This window comes from Nonomuraea pusilla, from assembly GCF_900109355.1.
GTDB classification, from domain to species: Bacteria; Actinomycetota; Actinomycetes; order Streptosporangiales; family Streptosporangiaceae; genus Nonomuraea; species Nonomuraea pusilla.
The window spans coordinates 106,429-121,535 of record NZ_FOBF01000026.1 but is presented as its reverse complement, the minus strand read 5'-3'; the positions used below and the strand labels follow the sequence as shown (position 1 = coordinate 121,535).

At 71.2% G+C, this 15,107-nt stretch carries 16 protein-coding genes; 5 read left to right on the top strand and 11 right to left on the bottom strand.

Annotation, left to right across the window (positions count from 1 at the left end; translation table 11 throughout):
* The first annotated feature begins 170 nt into the window (after positions 1-170).
* Together BMX74_RS37540 and BMX74_RS44570 are read left to right on the top strand one after the other, a co-directional pair.
* Positions 171-1,316, top strand: a complete 1,146-nt coding sequence (locus BMX74_RS37540) for an acyl-CoA dehydrogenase family protein (protein ID WP_055505057.1) — start codon at positions 171-173, stop codon at positions 1,314-1,316.
* A 68-nt stretch (positions 1,317-1,384) separates the two neighbouring features.
* Positions 1,385-1,546, top strand: a complete 162-nt coding sequence (locus BMX74_RS44570; protein WP_176573435.1) for a hypothetical protein — start codon at positions 1,385-1,387, stop codon at positions 1,544-1,546.
* 12 nt (positions 1,547-1,558) lie between these two features.
* Here the strand turns inward: BMX74_RS44570 and BMX74_RS37535 are convergent, their stop codons facing one another.
* From BMX74_RS37535 to BMX74_RS37525, 3 genes are all read right to left on the bottom strand, one after another.
* The gene (locus BMX74_RS37535; RefSeq protein WP_337959880.1) at positions 1,559-2,365 is read right to left on the bottom strand and encodes an alpha/beta fold hydrolase; all 807 of its coding nucleotides are present in this window, start codon (positions 2,363-2,365) and stop codon (positions 1,559-1,561) included.
* The gene (locus BMX74_RS37530; RefSeq protein WP_055505055.1) at positions 2,362-4,584 is read right to left on the bottom strand and encodes an ATP-binding SpoIIE family protein phosphatase; all 2,223 of its coding nucleotides are present in this window, start codon (positions 4,582-4,584) and stop codon (positions 2,362-2,364) included. Before BMX74_RS37530 ends, BMX74_RS37535 begins: the two co-directional genes overlap by 4 nt.
* A 123-nt stretch (positions 4,585-4,707) precedes the next feature.
* Positions 4,708-5,412 (bottom strand): iron-dependent transcriptional repressor DtxR, encoded by a 705-nt coding sequence (locus BMX74_RS37525; protein WP_055505054.1) that lies wholly within the window; start codon positions 5,410-5,412, stop codon positions 4,708-4,710.
* Positions 5,413-5,512: 100 nt separating this feature from the next.
* Here BMX74_RS37525 and BMX74_RS37520 point away from each other — a divergent pair, with 100 nt between their 5' ends.
* Positions 5,513-6,139: a UdgX family uracil-DNA binding protein gene (locus tag BMX74_RS37520; RefSeq protein WP_055505053.1), complete on the top strand. Its 627-nt coding sequence runs from the start codon at positions 5,513-5,515 to the stop codon at positions 6,137-6,139.
* 9 nt (positions 6,140-6,148) lie between these two features.
* On the opposite strand, the gene BMX74_RS37515 is transcribed toward BMX74_RS37520, so the two are convergent.
* Both BMX74_RS37515 and pdxH read right to left on the bottom strand, forming a co-directional pair.
* Positions 6,149-7,396 carry an MFS transporter gene (locus BMX74_RS37515; protein WP_256257521.1) on the bottom strand — a complete coding sequence of 416 codons (1,248 nt, stop codon included), beginning with the start codon at positions 7,394-7,396 and terminating at the stop codon, positions 6,149-6,151.
* A 91-nt stretch (positions 7,397-7,487) separates the two neighbouring features.
* A complete protein-coding gene (pdxH, locus tag BMX74_RS37510; protein ID WP_055505051.1) occupies positions 7,488-8,141 on the bottom strand; it encodes a pyridoxamine 5'-phosphate oxidase in 654 nt (217 codons plus the stop codon).
* A gap of 176 nt (positions 8,142-8,317) precedes the next feature.
* Between pdxH and BMX74_RS37505 the strand changes: the two genes are divergently transcribed.
* A complete protein-coding gene (locus BMX74_RS37505) occupies positions 8,318-9,424 on the top strand; it encodes a citrate synthase 2 (RefSeq protein WP_055505050.1) in 1,107 nt (368 codons plus the stop codon).
* A 215-nt stretch (positions 9,425-9,639) separates the two neighbouring features.
* The gene (gene serC / locus BMX74_RS37500) at positions 9,640-10,749 is read left to right on the top strand and encodes a phosphoserine transaminase (RefSeq protein WP_055505049.1); all 1,110 of its coding nucleotides are present in this window, start codon (positions 9,640-9,642) and stop codon (positions 10,747-10,749) included.
* Positions 10,750-10,816: 67 nt separating this feature from the next.
* On the opposite strand, the gene BMX74_RS37495 is transcribed toward serC, so the two are convergent.
* The 6 genes from BMX74_RS37495 to cbiQ all read right to left on the bottom strand — a co-directional run bounded on the left by BMX74_RS37495 (position 10,817) and on the right by cbiQ (position 15,107).
* Positions 10,817-11,440 carry a rhomboid family intramembrane serine protease gene (locus tag BMX74_RS37495; protein WP_055505048.1) on the bottom strand — a complete coding sequence of 208 codons (624 nt, stop codon included), beginning with the start codon at positions 11,438-11,440 and terminating at the stop codon, positions 10,817-10,819.
* A 115-nt stretch (positions 11,441-11,555) separates the two neighbouring features.
* On the bottom strand, positions 11,556-12,320 hold the full coding sequence (locus BMX74_RS37490; RefSeq protein WP_055505047.1) for a crotonase/enoyl-CoA hydratase family protein: 765 nt from the start codon (positions 12,318-12,320) through the stop codon (positions 11,556-11,558).
* 6 nt (positions 12,321-12,326) lie between these two features.
* Positions 12,327-13,100 (bottom strand): SDR family NAD(P)-dependent oxidoreductase, encoded by a 774-nt coding sequence (locus tag BMX74_RS37485; protein WP_055505046.1) that lies wholly within the window; start codon positions 13,098-13,100, stop codon positions 12,327-12,329.
* Positions 13,101-13,149: 49 nt separating this feature from the next.
* Positions 13,150-13,488, bottom strand: coding sequence for an STAS domain-containing protein (locus tag BMX74_RS37480; protein ID WP_055505045.1), 339 nt, complete (start codon positions 13,486-13,488; stop codon positions 13,150-13,152).
* 93 nt (positions 13,489-13,581) lie between these two features.
* Positions 13,582-14,340, bottom strand: coding sequence for an energy-coupling factor ABC transporter ATP-binding protein (locus tag BMX74_RS37475; protein WP_236714862.1), 759 nt, complete (start codon positions 14,338-14,340; stop codon positions 13,582-13,584).
* A gap of 11 nt (positions 14,341-14,351) precedes the next feature.
* Positions 14,352-15,107 (bottom strand): cobalt ECF transporter T component CbiQ, encoded by a 756-nt coding sequence (cbiQ, locus tag BMX74_RS37470; RefSeq protein ID WP_055505043.1) that lies wholly within the window; start codon positions 15,105-15,107, stop codon positions 14,352-14,354.

Here is a 15,107-nt window from a genome sequence, read left to right as displayed (position 1 = left end):
ATCACACAAGTAGACCGAGGGTAGATCTTAGGGGCGGAAACCCCACCAATGCTGACCGAACACCGCATGTTCCACCACTTGTGATGAACCCGTGTCCGCTCCGACGGGTATACCTCGCGGTAACAGAATCGTATTCTGTCGTCCTGATCAACCCTGCCTGGAGGCGACCGATGCAGCGAGACCTCTTCGACGAGGAGCACCTCCTCTTCCGCGAGACCGTGCGCGAGTTCATGGCCCGGGAGGTCGTCCCCCATCACGGACAGTGGGAGAAGGACGGCATCGTCCCGCGCGAGGTGTGGAAGAAGGCGGGCGAGATCGGCATGTTCGGCTTCTCGGTGCCCGAGGAGTACGGCGGCGCCGGCATCACCGACTTCCGCTACAACACCGTCATCGTCGAGGAGGTCATCGCGACCGGCTCGTCGGGCCTCGGGTTCTCGCTGCACAACGACGTCATGGCGCCGTACCTGGTGGACCTGACCGACGACGGGCAGAAGCAGCGCTGGCTGCCGGGGTTCGCCTCCGGCGAGCTGATCACCGCCATCGCCATGACGGAGCCGGGCGCGGGCAGCGACCTGCAGGGCGTCAGGACGACCGCGGTGCGCGAGGGCGACCACTACGTGCTGAACGGGCAGAAGACGTTCATCACGAACGGCATCAACGCGGACCTCGTGGTCGTCGTCGCCAAGACCGACCCGGACGCCGGGGCGCGCGGCATCACCCTGCTCGTGGTCGAGCGGGGCATGGAGGGCTTCACCCGCGGCAGGAACCTCGACAAGATCGGCATGAAGGCGCAGGACACCGCCGAGCTGTTCTTCGACGACGTCCGCGTGCCGGTGGCCAACCGGCTCGGGCCGGAGGACGGCCAGGGTTTCTTCCAGCTCATGAACAACCTGCCGCAGGAGCGTCTGTCCATCGCGGTGGGGGCCGTGGCCGCCGCGGAGACCGTGCTGAGCGAGACGATCGAGTACTGCAGGACCAGGCAGGCGTTCGGGCGGAACATCGGGTCGTTCCAGAACACCCGGTTCGTGCTGGCGGAGCTCGTCACCGAGACGGAGATCGCCCGCCACTACGTGGACACCTGCGTGCGCGCGCTCAACGCCGGCACGCTCACCGCCGTGGACGCCGCCAAGGCCAAGTGGTGGACGACGGAGCTGCAGAACAAGGTCATCGACCGCTGCCTCCAGCTCCACGGCGGCTACGGCTACATGATGGAGTACCCGGTGGCCAAGGCGTGGATCGACAGCCGCGTCCAGACCATCTACGGCGGCACCACCGAGATCATGAAGGAGATCATCGGCCGCTCGTTCGGCTTCTGACGGCACGCGGGCCGCTCGCCGCGCGGGAATCCGCGCGGGCGGCGGGCCGACGCCCCATACTGGACAGCATGGACAGCGGCCTGATCCTCCTGGTCTTCCTGGCGTTGCTGTTCGCCTGGGGCCTCAACCGCGTGCGCCGCGCGATGCGCCTCGGGCCCGTCGGCTACGCCGGCGTGGTCATCGTCTTCGTCATCGTGATGCTGCTGCTGTGGGGTCAGACGTTCCGCTGAAGGGCCGCCCGCTCAGGCCTGGGGGCGGCTGCCCTGCAGCAGCAGCCGCGCCACCAGCTCGGGGTCGTCGCTCATCGGCACGTGCCCGCAGCCTTTCAGCAGCTTGACCCGCTGCCCCGACCACCGCGCGGCCCGCAGCGCCTGGCGGCGTGGCAGCAGCCGGTCATGCTCCCCCCACGCGATCGTGATCGGCGACTTGGGCGGCGCGGGCGGCATCAGCCCGGAGATCGATTCCAGCGTCTCGTCGAACCCCTGCGAACCGGCCAGCGCCTGCGACGCGGCGAGCATCGCGGCCGGCGACAGCCGGGAGGGGTGGGCGACCAGCAGCCCGGCGGACACGGCGTGCAGCAGCGGGTTCCCCGCCATCACGGCGGCCCGGCCCGGCTCCGCCGCCGACCTGGCCGAGGCCCGCATGGCGCGCAGCACCGTCCTGGCGTAGAGCAGCTCGGCCCGCGACCAGAACCCGGCGGGCGACAGCGCGGTGGCGGAGCGGACGACGCCGCGCGCGGCCAGCTCCAGCGCCAGGTACCCGCCGAGGGAGTTGCCCGCGACATGCGGGTCCTTGACGCTGAGCAGCGCGCAGAACGACTCGACCGCGTCGGCCAGCGACTCGGCGGTGTACGGGGTGCCGGGCGGCAGCGCAGGCGACACGCCGCACCCCGGGAGGTCCAGGGCGATCACGGTGCGCTCCGCGGCCAGCCGGTCGAGGACCGGCAGCCATCCCTGCCAGTGGTGACCGATGCCGTGGATGAGGATCAGCGGCTCGCCGCTGCCCCGCCGTTCGAAGGCCAGCTCCATGAGGTCGAGTGAACCACTCACCGGCTCCGGGTGGGAATCTCGAACCAGACGGCTTTGCCTTCCCTGGTGGGACGCGAACCCCAGCGCTTCGCCAGCTGGTCGACCAGGTAAAGGCCGCGCCCGCCCTCGTCGTTCTCGCCGGCGCTGCGGATGCGGGGCAGGCGCAGGTCCTGGTCGAACACCTCGACCCAGACCGACTCCTCGCCCCTGCGCAGCCGCAGGGTGAACTCCTTGTCGCCCACCACTTCGTCCTCGAAGCCAGGGAGGTCCCAGGACTCCTCGAACGGCAGCGGCGGCCCCTCGACCATCAGCTCCCTGCGCGGCACGCTCGTGGCGGACGCGTGGAGCACCACGTTGGTGACGACCTCGGAGACGAGCAGGCAGGCCAGCTCGGCGCGCTCCTCGGGTACGTTCCAGTCGGAGAACGCCTCGGACGCCATGCGCCGCGCCTCGCCGACCATGATCGGCTGCGCGGGGAACGTGCGCTCCTCGACGTCGAGGTCGACGTCGCTGGAGCGGACGACGAGGATCGCCATGTCGTCGTCGATCTCGCCCGGCACGGCCACGGTGGCCGCGTCGGCGACGCGCTCGACGTCGGCGTCGGACATCTTGGCCAGCTTCTCGCACAGGACGCCGAGCGTCTCCTCCTCGGTCGGCATCGTGCCGTCGCGCCCGGGACGCCGGTCGACCAGGCCGTCGGTGTAGAGGACGAGCGCCGCGCCCGGCGGGAGCGTGCGGGTCTCCTCCTTGTAGACCAGGTCGGCGTGCAGGCCCTTGGCGCGCACCCCGAGCGGCTGGCCGACCTCCTCGATGTCGAGCTCGACGCACTGGCCGTCGAGCAGCAGCAGCGGCGGCGCGTGCCCGGCGTTGGCGAACGAGAGCTGCCGCGACCAGGCGTCGTAGACGAGGTACTGGCAGGTGACGATCGGCGGGATGGTGACCTCGGTGCCGTTGTCGTCCTGCTCGGGGGTGGCGATGATGCGGGTCCACTCGTCGAGCCTGGCGAGGATGTCGGCGGGCGACTTGTCGTCCTGGGCGAAGGCCCGCAGCGCGGCCCTGAGCTGGCCCATGATGGCGGCGGCCTTGGCGCCCCTGCCCTCGACGTCGCCGATGACGATGCCGACCCGGCCGGCCGACAGCGGGATCACGTCGTACCAGTCGCCGCCGACCTGGGTCTGGATGCCCTGGCCGTGGGAGGCGAGCGGCGCGGCCGGGTAGTAGCGCACCGCGATCTGCAGGCCGTCGAGCTGCGGCAGCCTCCTGGGCAGCAGGTGCTTCTGGAACGACTCGGCGGTGTGCCGCTCCTCCTCGAACAGCAGGGCGTTGTCGATGGCGAGCGCGACCCGGGTGGCGATGGCGCCGACGAAGTCGCGGTCGAAGGCGTCGTAGTGGGGGCTGCGCCGGTCGGTGAGGTTCGACAGCCCGAGGTACATCAGGCCCAGCGTCTCGCCGCGCACCAGCAGCGGCGCGACGATCGCCGACGTCATGCCGATCTCGCCGGCCAGCCGCGCGCTGCCCTCGTGGGGGACGGGGTAGGTGGCGCTCGCGAAGTCCTCGACCAGGATGGTCTCCTGGCGGCGCAGCGCGGTGTCGGCGTAGTGGCCCGACGGGTAGCGGATCTCCGCGCCGACGGGCTTCCAGGTGCCGGACGGGGGTGTCCAGCCCTGGACGTGCTGGGAGATCCGGCGCACCAGCCGGTCGCCCTCCATCAGCTCGATGAAGCAGTGGTCGGCGAACTGCGGCACCAGCATCTCGGCGACGCGCTTGAGCGTCTCCTCGACGTACAGGGAGCCGGCGAGCCGCTCGCCGATGCGCTCCAGCAGCCCGAAGCGGTCCTTCTCGCGCTCGTTGCTGCGCAGCGCCTCGCGCGCCAGGATGACGATGCCCGTGACCGACCCGGACGAGTGGCGCAGGGGCACCGCCTGGGCGCGGACGTAGACGATGGTGCCGTCGCCGCGCCTGACGTCGAAGGTGCCCTCCCAGACGCCGCCCTTGAGCACGTGCTTGGCCAGCTCGACGGCCATGGGGTGGTCTTTCTCCATGATGCCGAGCGACAGCAGGGAGGTGTCACGCGAGGACGACTTGCCCGGGCGGCCGAACAGTTTCTCCGCGAAGGGGTTCCAGTAGAGGAGATTGCTGAACCGGTCCGTGACCACGACGGCCATCTCCGCGTGGTCGAGGACGGATCCGGCAGCCAGGTGATCAGCCGTTTCCTGTGACAGATCCCCCCATCGCTTCATCCGGCGACCAATCCTCGGGGTGGTATGTGCTTACAGCAGACCACGAGCGCTCCTGCAACAGTCTTGGTCAGGTCGGAGTGGAGGGCCTCCCCAGAGGGATTCAACCAAGCCGCTGCGCGCGCGTCAGCGCTTGGAGACAAAAACGTGCGCCGCAACGTCTCGCGGAAGTTCCGCGGGAGTGTCGTTCGCGTCACCGTCACCTGTCACCCGCACACCGTCGTCGCTCGCCGCGAGCGTCACCTCGCGTCCGGGTTGTATCCCAACTTGCTTGAGTTTAAGCATCACAGCGGGATCACTTTGCACTTGTTCGCTAATTCGCCTCACCACCACGGGCACGTCACCGGGGCCCGCGAGATCGGACATCGACGTGAGGACGTTCTCGGCGGCCTCGGCCGTCTCGGGGGCGCCGAGCTCGGAAAGGCCGGGGATCGGGTTGCCGTGCGGGCACGCGGTGGGGTTGCCGAGCAGCCCCACGAGCCGGGTCTCGACCGACTCGGACATGACGTGCTCCCAGCGGCACGCCTCGATGTGGACCTCCTCCCACGGCAGGCCGATGACCTGCGTCAGGAGGCACTCGGCGAGGCGGTGCTTGCGCATGACCCGGGTGGCGAGCGTCCGCCCGAGGTCGGTCATCGACAGATGACGGTCGCCCTCGACGCGGACGAGGCCGTCGCGCTCCATGCGGGCGACGGTCTGGCTCACGGTGGGGCCGCTCTGCTGGAGCCGCTCCGCGATGCGCGCGCGAAGGGGGACGATGCCCTCCTCCTCGAGCTCGTAAATCGTCCGGAGGTACATCTCCGTGGTGTCGATCAGGCCGTGTGCGGTCAAGGCTCCTCCCATCTGAATGCTACGTCGGTCAGGGCGGGGACTGAGCCCGCCAGGGGCGGGCACAGGAGTCACAGGAACCCTATGGGGAGAACGACCGACGATGGATAGGGACGGCAACAACGGAGCGGCCAGGTTCCTTCCCGGCAGGCTCGACCTCGGCGCCCTGCGCGAGGCGGCGGCCTGCTGCGAGGGGTGCGACCTGTTCAGGAACGCGACGCAGACGGTGTTCGGCGAGGGGCCTGAGCGGGCGACGTACGTGCTGGTGGGCGAGCAGCCGGGCGACCAGGAGGACCGCCGCGGCCACCCGTTCGTGGGGCCGGCGGGGCGGGTGCTCGACCAGGGTCTGGAGGAGGCGGGCATCGCGCGTGAGGACGTCTACGTCACGAACGCGGTCAAGCACTTCTCCTTCCAGTTGCGCGGCAAGCGGCGCATCCACCAGAAGCCGACGGCGGCCGAGGTGACGGCCTGCCGGCCGTGGCTGGACGCGGAGCTGGCCGTGGTGCGGCCGGAGGTGGTCGTGGTGCTGGGGGCGACGGCGGCGCAGGCGCTGCTCGGCAGGACGTTCAGGGTGACGCGGCACAGGGGCGAGCCGGTGCCGCTGGGCGACGCGCTGGCGGTGGCCACGATCCACCCGTCGGCGGTGCTGCGCGCGCCGGACCGCGACGCCGCGTACGCGGGCTTCCTGGACGACCTCAGGGTCGCGGCGCGCCTGCCCGGCGCGGCGTGAACCGGGGGCTCAGGCGCGCGCCTCGCCTGCCCGGTAGTTCCTGAAGCTCGCCACGCACAGCCCCGCGACCAGCACGGCGACGGCGCAGGCGAGGCCGCCGCCGACCCAGGCCGTGGTGAGGCCGAACGCCGACGCGGTGGCCCCGGCGCGCAGGTCGCCGAGCCGCGGCCCGCCCGCGACCACGACCATGAAGACGCCCTGCAGCCTGCCGCGCATCTCGTCGGGGGCGTAGAGCTGCAGGATCGACTGCCGCCACACCGAGGACACGACGTCGGCGGCGCCGCCGACCGCCATGAACGCCACGACGAGCGACAGCTCGCGCGAGAGACCCGCCGCGGCCACCGACAGCCCCCAGACGGCGATGACGGCGACCAGGGCGAGCCCCTGGCGGCTGACGCGGCCCACCCAGCCGGAGAACAGCGCGCCCGCGACGGACCCCGCCGCCATGGCGGACGTCAGCGCGCCGAGCGCGACGGTGGAGCCGTCGAAGCGGGTGGCGGCCAGCTCGGGGAAGAGCGCGCGCGGCAGAGCGAAGACCATGGCGATGATGTCCACCACGAACGACATCAGCAGCACGGGGCTGCCCAGGATGAAGCGGAGGCCGTCGAGCACGGCCCTGGCGCCCGGACGGGTCACCTCGCCGAGCGGAGGCAGCGCGGGCAGTTTCAAGGCCGCGTAGAGGCCGGCTGTGAACAGCAGGGCGTCCATCCCGTACGCCGCCGCGTAGCCGCCGGAGGCCAGCAGGACGCCGCCGGCCATGGGCCCGACGACGGCGCCGATGCTGAACACCAGCGAGTTGAGCGCGTTGGCGGCGGGCACCACCTCGGGCTCCAGGATCCTGGGGATGATCGCGCCCCTGGTGGGCGAGGTGATGGCGAAGCCGGTGGCGTTCAGCGCGACGGCGCCGAGCAGGACGTACACGTTGCCGAGCCCGAGCACGGCCTGGAGGAGGATGAGCAGGGTGGCGGCCCACGCGACGGCGGAGCCGGTCAGCAGGAGCCTGCGGCGGTCCACGGCGTCGGCGACGGCCCCGCCCCACAGGCCGAACACCACGAGCGGCACGAGGTTGGCGAGGCCGAGCAGGCCCACCCAGAGCGAGGAGTGGGTGAGGTCCCAGACCTGCTGGCCCACGGCGAGGACGGTCGCGCCGAGCCCGACGTGCGAGACGGCCTGCCCCACCCACAGGCGGCGGTAGTGGGGCGACCGCAGCGGCCTGGTGTCCACGAGATGACGTCTGACCAACTCCCCGATTGCCACCTGAGGCACCTTAGGGGGCGATCCGTCCTCGGACCGCACCCGGGGCGGAGGTCAAGGGGCGAGCCGTCCTCCGACGCGCCCGGGGCGGCGGTCAGGGGGCGAGCCGCTCCAGGGTCCACTCCGCGCCGGTGCGGCGGTAGCGCAGCCGGTCGTGCATGCGGTCGAGCTGGCCCTGCCAGAACTCCACCTCGACCGGCGTCACCCGGAGCCCTCCCCAGAAGTCGGGGACGGGCGGGTCGTCCGGCCAGCGGGCCGCGAGCTCCTGGTAGCGGGCGTCCAGCTCCTCCCTGGAGCGGACGACGGCCGACTGGCGGGAGGCCCACGCGCCGATGCGGGACCCGTACGGGCGGGAGGTGAAGTACTCGGCCGACTCCTCGTGCGACAGCCGGGTGACGGTGCCCTCGACGCGTACCTGGCGGCGGATGGGGTGCCAGGGGAACAGCAGGGAGGCGCGGGGGTTCTCGGCCAGGTCGCGGCCCTTGCGCGACTCGTAGTTGGTGTAGAAGACGAAGCCGCGCTCGTCGTACCCCTTGAGCAGGACGGTCCTGGCGCTGGGCCGGCCGCCGGCGGAGGCGGTGGCCAGCACCATGGCGTTGGGTTCGGTCAGGTTGGCGGCCATGGCCTCCTCGAACCACACGGTGAACTGGGCGATCGGGTCGGGCGCGACGTCGGCTTCGAGCAGCGGCTCGCCCTCGTACGTACGGCGAAGGCCCGCGAGAACGGGCGGGCGCGGGGTGTCTTCCACGAGACGGTATTCTTGCGCGCTTGTGTGGTGGATCCCACGCACCTGCCCTGACCAGCGGCTTTGGCGTTTCGGCGGGTCCGGAGACCGAGCATGAGCTGGAAGGGGTTAAATTGACCCGCCGGTATCTCGACATCAAGGCATTGCCGGAACATGGCAAGAAAGGGAGGCGGCCGAGCATGTCCGACTTCAAACCCGGCCTCGAAGGCGTCGTGGCTTTCGAGACCGAGATCGCGGAACCGGACAAAGAAGGGGGCGCCCTTCGATACCGGGGCGTCGACATCGAAGAGCTGGTCGGCCGTGTCCCGTTCGGGCACGTTTGGGGCCTGCTGGTCGACAACGCGTTCCAGCCGGGTCTCCCCCCGGCGGAGCCCTACCCCATCCCCGTCCACTCCGGTGACATCCGCGTAGACGTCCAGAGCGCGCTGGCCATGCTGGCCCCGGCCTACGGGTTCAAGCCGCTGCTCGACATCAGCGACGAGGAGGCCCGCGACCAGCTCGCCCGCGCCTCCGTCATGGCTCTTTCCTTCGTGGCGCAGTCGGCGCGCGGCCTCGGACTGCCGATGGTGCCGCAGAGCCGGGTGGACGAGGCCAAGACCATCGTCGAGCGCTTCATGGTCCGCTGGCGGGGCGAGCCCGACCCCCGCCACGTCAGGGCCATCGACGCCTACTGGACGTCCGCCGCCGAGCACGGCATGAACGCGTCCACGTTCACCGCCCGCGTCATCGCCTCCACCGGCGCCGACGTGGCCGCCGCGCTCTCCGGCGCGGTGGGCGCCATGTCGGGCCCGCTGCACGGCGGCGCCCCCGCCCGGGTGCTGCACATGATCGAGGGTGTCGAGCAGCTCGGCGACGCCAAGAAGTACGTCCAGGCCGAACTGGACAAGGGCAACAGGCTCATGGGCTTCGGCCACCGCGTGTACCGGGCCGAGGACCCCCGCGCCCGCGTGCTGCGCCGTACCGCCAAGGAGCTCGACGCGCCCCGCTACGAGGTGGCCGCGGCGCTGGAGCAGGCCGCGCTGGACGAGCTGCACGCCCGCAAGCCCGACCGGGTGCTCGCGACGAACGTGGAGTACTGGGCGGCCGTGGTGCTCGACTTCGCCGAGGTCCCCAGCCACATGTTCACCTCGATGTTCACCTGCGCCCGCACGGCCGGCTGGGCGGCGCACATCCTGGAGCAGAAGCGCACGGGCAGGCTCGTCCGCCCCAGCGCGAACTACGTGGGCCCGGCCTCGCGTCCGCTGTCGGACGTGCCCGGCGCCTCCGAGGTCGTCGGCATCCTCTGACCTCCCAGGCGCGCGAAGCCGGAGGTCGTTCCGGTCGGACAGCCCGGACCAGGAGGGTTGCCCGGCCGATGTGAACGGCCCCGCAGCGAGACGGACGGCCCGCCCACAGGCGGGCCGTTCCGTTTTTCCCGGGGTTCCCCCGGATCGGCCCCGGTTTCCGTCTCGAATGGCGGACCCGGGCGAGGGCGGCTGACCAGGCTCAGTAGTCTGGCACTGTGGCTGACATCGTGATTCCCGCTGACATCAAGCCCGCCGACGGCCGCTTCGGCTGCGGGCCCTCGAAGATCCGTCCCGAGCAGCTGGCCGCGCTCGCGTCGTCAGGCGCGGGCCTCATGGGCACCTCCCACCGCCAGAAGCCGGTCAAGGGCCTGGTCGGCCGGGTGCGCTCCGGTCTCGCCGACCTGTTCTCGCTTCCCGAGGGTTACCAGGTCGTGCTGGGCAACGGCGGCACCACGGCGTTCTGGGACATCGCGGCCTTCGGGCTGATCCGCGAGAAGTCCCAGCACCTGTCGTTCGGCGAGTTCTCCTCGAAGTTCGCGGCCGTCGCCAGGAAGGCGCCGTGGCTGGCCGAGCCGAGCGTCATCACCTCCGATGTCGGCACCTACCCCACCGCGGTGGAGGAGGACGGCGTCGACGTCTACGCCCTCACCCACAACGAGACCTCGACCGGCGTCGCGATGCCGATCAGACGGGTGGGCGGCGACGACGCGCTGGTGCTGGTCGACGCCACGTCGGGCGCGGGCGGCCTGCCCGTCGACATCGCCGAGACCGACGTCTACTACTTCGCCCCGCAGAAGAGCTTCGCCTCCGACGGCGGCCTGTGGATCGCCGTCATGTCGCCGCGCGCGCTGGCCAGGGTCGAGGAGATCGCCGCCTCCGGCCGGTACGTCCCCGAGTTCTTCAGCCTGCCGATCGCCATCGACAACTCCTCGAAGGACCAGACGTACAACACGCCTGCCGTGGCCACGCTGTTCCTGCTGGCCGACCAGATCGACTGGATGAACGCGGGCGGCGGCCTGGCCTGGACCACCGCCCGCACGGCCGACTCCAGCCAGCGCCTGTACGGGTGGGCCGAGAAGTCGTCGTTCGCCACGCCGTTCGCCGCGCCGGAGTTCCGCTCCCAGGTGGTCGGCACGATCGACTTCTCCGACGACGTCGACGCCGCGGCCGTGGCCAAGGTGCTGCGCGCCAACGGCATCGTCGACACCGAGCCGTACCGGAAGCTGGGCCGCAACCAGCTGCGCATCGCGATGTTCCCGGCGATCGAGCCGTCCGACGTCGAGGCGCTGACGGTCTGCGTCGACTACGTGGTCGAGCGCCTCTAGCACCTGACGCGACGCGGCGGCGCACCGGTCTACGGTGCGCCGCCGCGTCGCGTCGGGAGTCGGCGGGTCAGGCGTAGGGGGTCGCGGAGGGCCTGCGGCGCAGCGCCCAGGCGGCCACCACGCCGCCGATGAGGCCGAACAGGTGTCCCTGCCAGGAGATGCCCTGCTGGGTCGGCAGGAGGCCCCACAGGATCGAGTAGTAGGCGACGGCGACGCCGATGCCGATGAGGATGTCGACGAGGCGCCTGTCGAACAGGCCGCGCGCCAGGACGAACCCGAAGTAGCCGAACACGAGGCCGCTCGCGCCCACGGTGATGACGCCGGGGCTCGTCAGCCAGGTGCCGAGTCCGCCGATCAGGATGATGATCAGGCTGGCCCACAGGAACTTGCGCACGCCGCGCACCGCCGCGAGGAAGCCGAGCACCAGCAGCGGCAGCGAGTTGGCCATGAGGTGGCCGAAGCCGACGTGCAGGAACGGCGCGAACAGGATGCCGACCAGGCCGTCGGGGTTCAGGCCGACGATGCCGAACTCGCGGTCGAGCGCTCCGTCGTCGAGGTAGTCGACGACCTCCACGCCCCACATGACGGCGAGGACGCCGACCATGATCACGATCGCGCTCAGCGCGTTGGACAGGAAGCTCCCGGCGCCACGCCTGGCCGAGTCGAACCTGGAACCCGAATGGTCGCTCATGCGCTCTCCCGGTGGTCGTTCTCTCTTTACCGTACGCAGAAGCGCCCATGGGCGCGCCGAAAGACGCCCTCCCGCCCGGGTGGGCGGGAGGGCGACGGGGCGGGGAGCGCGCGGGCTACTCGCCCTTCCACCGCGGGGCGCGCTTCTCGGCGAAGGCCGCCGCGCCCTCCATCGCGTCCTTGGAGCCGAACACCGGGTTGATGATCTCGCCCTGCCTGGCGAACATCTCCTCCAGCGGCCAGTCCTGCGACTCGATGATGATCTTCTTGGTCGCGGCGAGCGCCAGCGGGGCGTTGGCGGCGATCTTCCTGGCGAGCTCCAGCGCGCCGTCCAGGGCCGTGCCCGGCTCGGTGATCCGGTTGACCAGGCCCAGCTCGTACAGGCGCGAGGCCGGGTAGTGGTCGCCGGTCAGCGCGATCTCCATGGCCACGTGGTACGGGATCCTGCGCGGCAGGCGCATGATGCCGCCCGCGCCCGCCACGAGCCCGCGCCGGGGCTCGGGCAGCCCGAAGACGGCCTCGGACGACGCCACGATCACGTCGCACGACAGGGCCAGCTCGAAGCCGCCCGCGAGCGCGTAGCCCTCGACGGCGGCGACGAGCGGCTTCCTCGGCGGCGCCTCGGTCAGCCCGCCGAAGCCGCGCCCCTCGACCACCGGGAAGTCGCCGGACAGGAACCCCTTGAGGTCCATGCCCGCGCTGAAGGTGCCGCCCGCCCCAGTCAGGACGTAGGCCGAGACCTCGGCGCGGGCGTCCAGCGCGTCCATCGCCTCCGCGATGCCCCTGGCGACGGCGCCGTTGATGGCGTTGCGCGCCTTGGGACGGTTGATCGTGATGATCGCGACGTTGCCGGACTCCTCGACGAGCACTTCGTCAGACACGGGACCTCACTTGGGCTGGAAGCGGATGCCGCCGTCGAAGCGGACGACCTCGGCGTTCATGTAGTCGTTCTCGACCAGCGCGCGCACCAGGTGCGCGAACTCGCTCGCGCGCCCCATGCGCTTGGGGAACACCACCGGGGCCACCAGCTTGGCCTTGAACTCCTCGGCGTTCGGGTTGAAGCCGTAGATCGGGGTGTCGATGATGCCGGGGCAGATCGTGTTCACGCGCACGCCGATGGCCGCCAGGTCGCGGGCCGCCGGCACGGTCATGCCGACGATGCCGCCCTTGGAGGCGGAGTAGGCGAGCTGGCCGGTCTGGCCCTCCAGCGCCGCCACGGACGCGGTGTTGACGACGACGCCGCGCTGGCCGTCCTCGTCCACCGGGTCGGTCTTGGCGATGGCGGCCGCGCCGATGCGCATGAGGTTGAACGTGCCCACGAGGTTGACCTCGATGACCTTGCGGTAGCTGGCCGGGTTGTGCGGCTGCCCGTCGCGGTTGACGGTGCGCTCGGCCCAGCCGATGCCGGCGCTGTTGACGACCACGCGCAGCGGCCTGCCGGTCGCCACGGCGGCGTCGACGGCGGCCTGCACCTGGTCGTCGTCGGACACGTCGGTCCTGACGAACACGCCGCCGATCTCGTCGGCGACGGACTTGCCGCGCTCCTCGTTGAGGTCGGCGACGACCACGGTGGCGCCGGCGCGGGCGAGTTCGCGGGCGGTGGCCTCACCGAGGCCGCTGGCACCGCCGGAGATGATTGCTGCAGATCCGTTCACGTCCATATCCCGGACCCTAACCCGCCAACCGAATGAAGTTCTACTCGGGGGCGGGTTAAATTCCCCCCACGGCGCTGTCGACGTCGGCGTACACCTTGATGCGCCGGTCGAGCCCGGTGGTGCGCAGGATGCGCGCGACCGGCGGCTGCGGCGCCGCCAGGCAGACCCCGCCGCCCTCGCCCGTGGCGAGCCGCCAGGCCTCGATGAGCACCGACAGCCCGCTGGAGTCCATGAACGACAGTTGCTGCAGGTCGAGCACGAGCCTGGGGCTGTCCTGCTTGATCGCGTCGCGTACCTCGTCGCGGAGGAACGGTGCGGTGAACAGGTCGAGCTCGCCCTCAACGGCCACCACCACGGCATCGCCCAGGGCGTGTCGCGCAAGCCGCAGCTTCATTCGGCCCCTCCTCGATGAGCCACTGTACTTCGACATCCCCGGGTGGCGGGCACTCACAAACTACGATCAGTCCTACAGAAGAGGACGAGACGGTCACAACGAGGGGATCGCGAAGCCGAACGGGAGCTCCAGGCGGTGCTCGGCGAGCAGCTCCTCGTCGGCCAGGAGCTCCCGGGTGGGGCCGTCGGCCGCGATCACGCCGCCGGACAGGATGAGCGACCGCTCGCAGAGCTCCAGCGCGTACGGCAGGTCGTGGGTGACCATGAGGACGGTCACGTCGAGCGAGCGCAGAATCTCGGCCAGCTCCCTGCGCGCGGCCGGGTCGAGGTTGGACGACGGCTCGTCCAGCACGAGGATCTCCGGCTCCATGGCCAGCACGGTGGCCACGGCGACCCTGCGCCGCTGCCCGAACGACAGGTGGTGCGGCGGCCTGCCGGCGAAGTCCAGCATGCCGACGCGGGCCAGCGCGCCCGTGACCACGCGGTCCAGCTCCGCGCCGCGCAGGCCCGCGTTGGCCGGGCCGAAGGCCACGTCGTCGCGTACGGTCGGCATGAAGAGCTGGTCGTCGGGGTCCTGGAAGACGAGGCCGACGCGCTGCCTGATGTCCTTCAGCGTGTCCTTGCGCACCGGGACGCCCCCGACGGTGACGCTGCCGTGCCCCGGCGTGAGGATGCCGTTGAGGTGCATGACGAGCGTGGTCTTGCCGGCGCCGTTCGGGCCGAGCAGCGCCACCCGCTCGCCGCGCCCGATGGCGAGGTCCACGCCGAACAGGGCCTGGGTGCCGTCGGGGTAGGCGTAGGCGAGGCGGCTGACCTCCAGGGAGTTCACGGTCTCGGAGCTCGCGGGGCTCACGGGGGTGACGGTCACAGGGCGCATCCCAACACTGCGAGGGCGGCGGCGGGCAGGGCGAGCGCGGACGCCCACTGCACCACCGATGCCGACATTTCATCAATTATCGGCATGCTTCCGGTGTAGCCGCGGCTCAGCATGGCCAGGTGCACCCGCTCGCCCCGCTCGTACGAGCGGATGAACAGCGCTCCCGCCGAGCGGGCGATCACCGGGATCTGCCGGACGTCGCGCGCCGCGAACCCCCGCGACTCCCGCGCCACCCGCATCCGTCGCATCTCCCCCACGATCACGTCCAGGTACCTGAGCATGAACATGGCGATCTGCACCAGCAGGCTCGGCAGGCGCAGCCGCTGCGCCCCCAGGAGGACGACGCGCGGCTCGGTGGTGGCCGCCAGCAGGATCGAGGCCACCACGCCGAGCGTGGCCTTGGCGAGGATGTTCCAGGCCGCCCACAGCCCCGGCGCGCTCAGCGAGAGCCCCAGCACGCTCACCCGCTCCCCCATGCCGATGACCGGGATGAGGAAGGCGAACAGCACGAACGGCACCTCGATCGCCATCCGCCGCACCACGTGCCCCGCCGGCACCCTGGCGACCGCCGCCACGGCCGCGAGCAGCACGGCGTACAGGCCGAACGCCCAGAAGGCCTCGCGGGGCGTCGCGACCACGACGATCGCGAACGCCAGCACGGCCAGCAGCTTGCACTGCGGCGGCAGCCGGTGCACCGGGGAGTCGCCCGGCAGGTACAGCTCGTGACGGTGTCCCGCGCCCAC

Excerpts from the sequence above, each read along its gene's own strand:
- BMX74_RS37485 (WP_055505046.1), bottom strand. The coding sequence starts at position 13,100 with ATGGACGTGAACGGATCTGCAGCAATCATCTCCGGCGGTGCCAGCGGC.
- BMX74_RS37495 (WP_055505048.1), bottom strand. The coding sequence starts at position 11,440 with ATGAGCGACCATTCGGGTTCCAGGTTCGACTCGGCCAGGCGTGGCGCC.
- BMX74_RS37520 (WP_055505053.1), top strand. The coding sequence starts at position 5,513 with ATGGATAGGGACGGCAACAACGGAGCGGCCAGGTTCCTTCCCGGCAGG.
- BMX74_RS37505 (WP_055505050.1), top strand. The coding sequence starts at position 8,318 with ATGTCCGACTTCAAACCCGGCCTCGAAGGCGTCGTGGCTTTCGAGACC.
- BMX74_RS37480 (WP_055505045.1), bottom strand. The coding sequence starts at position 13,488 with ATGAAGCTGCGGCTTGCGCGACACGCCCTGGGCGATGCCGTGGTGGTG.
- BMX74_RS37540 (WP_055505057.1), top strand. The coding sequence starts at position 171 with ATGCAGCGAGACCTCTTCGACGAGGAGCACCTCCTCTTCCGCGAGACC.
- BMX74_RS44570 (WP_176573435.1), top strand. The coding sequence starts at position 1,385 with ATGGACAGCGGCCTGATCCTCCTGGTCTTCCTGGCGTTGCTGTTCGCC.
- BMX74_RS37530 (WP_055505055.1), bottom strand. The coding sequence starts at position 4,584 with ATGAAGCGATGGGGGGATCTGTCACAGGAAACGGCTGATCACCTGGCT.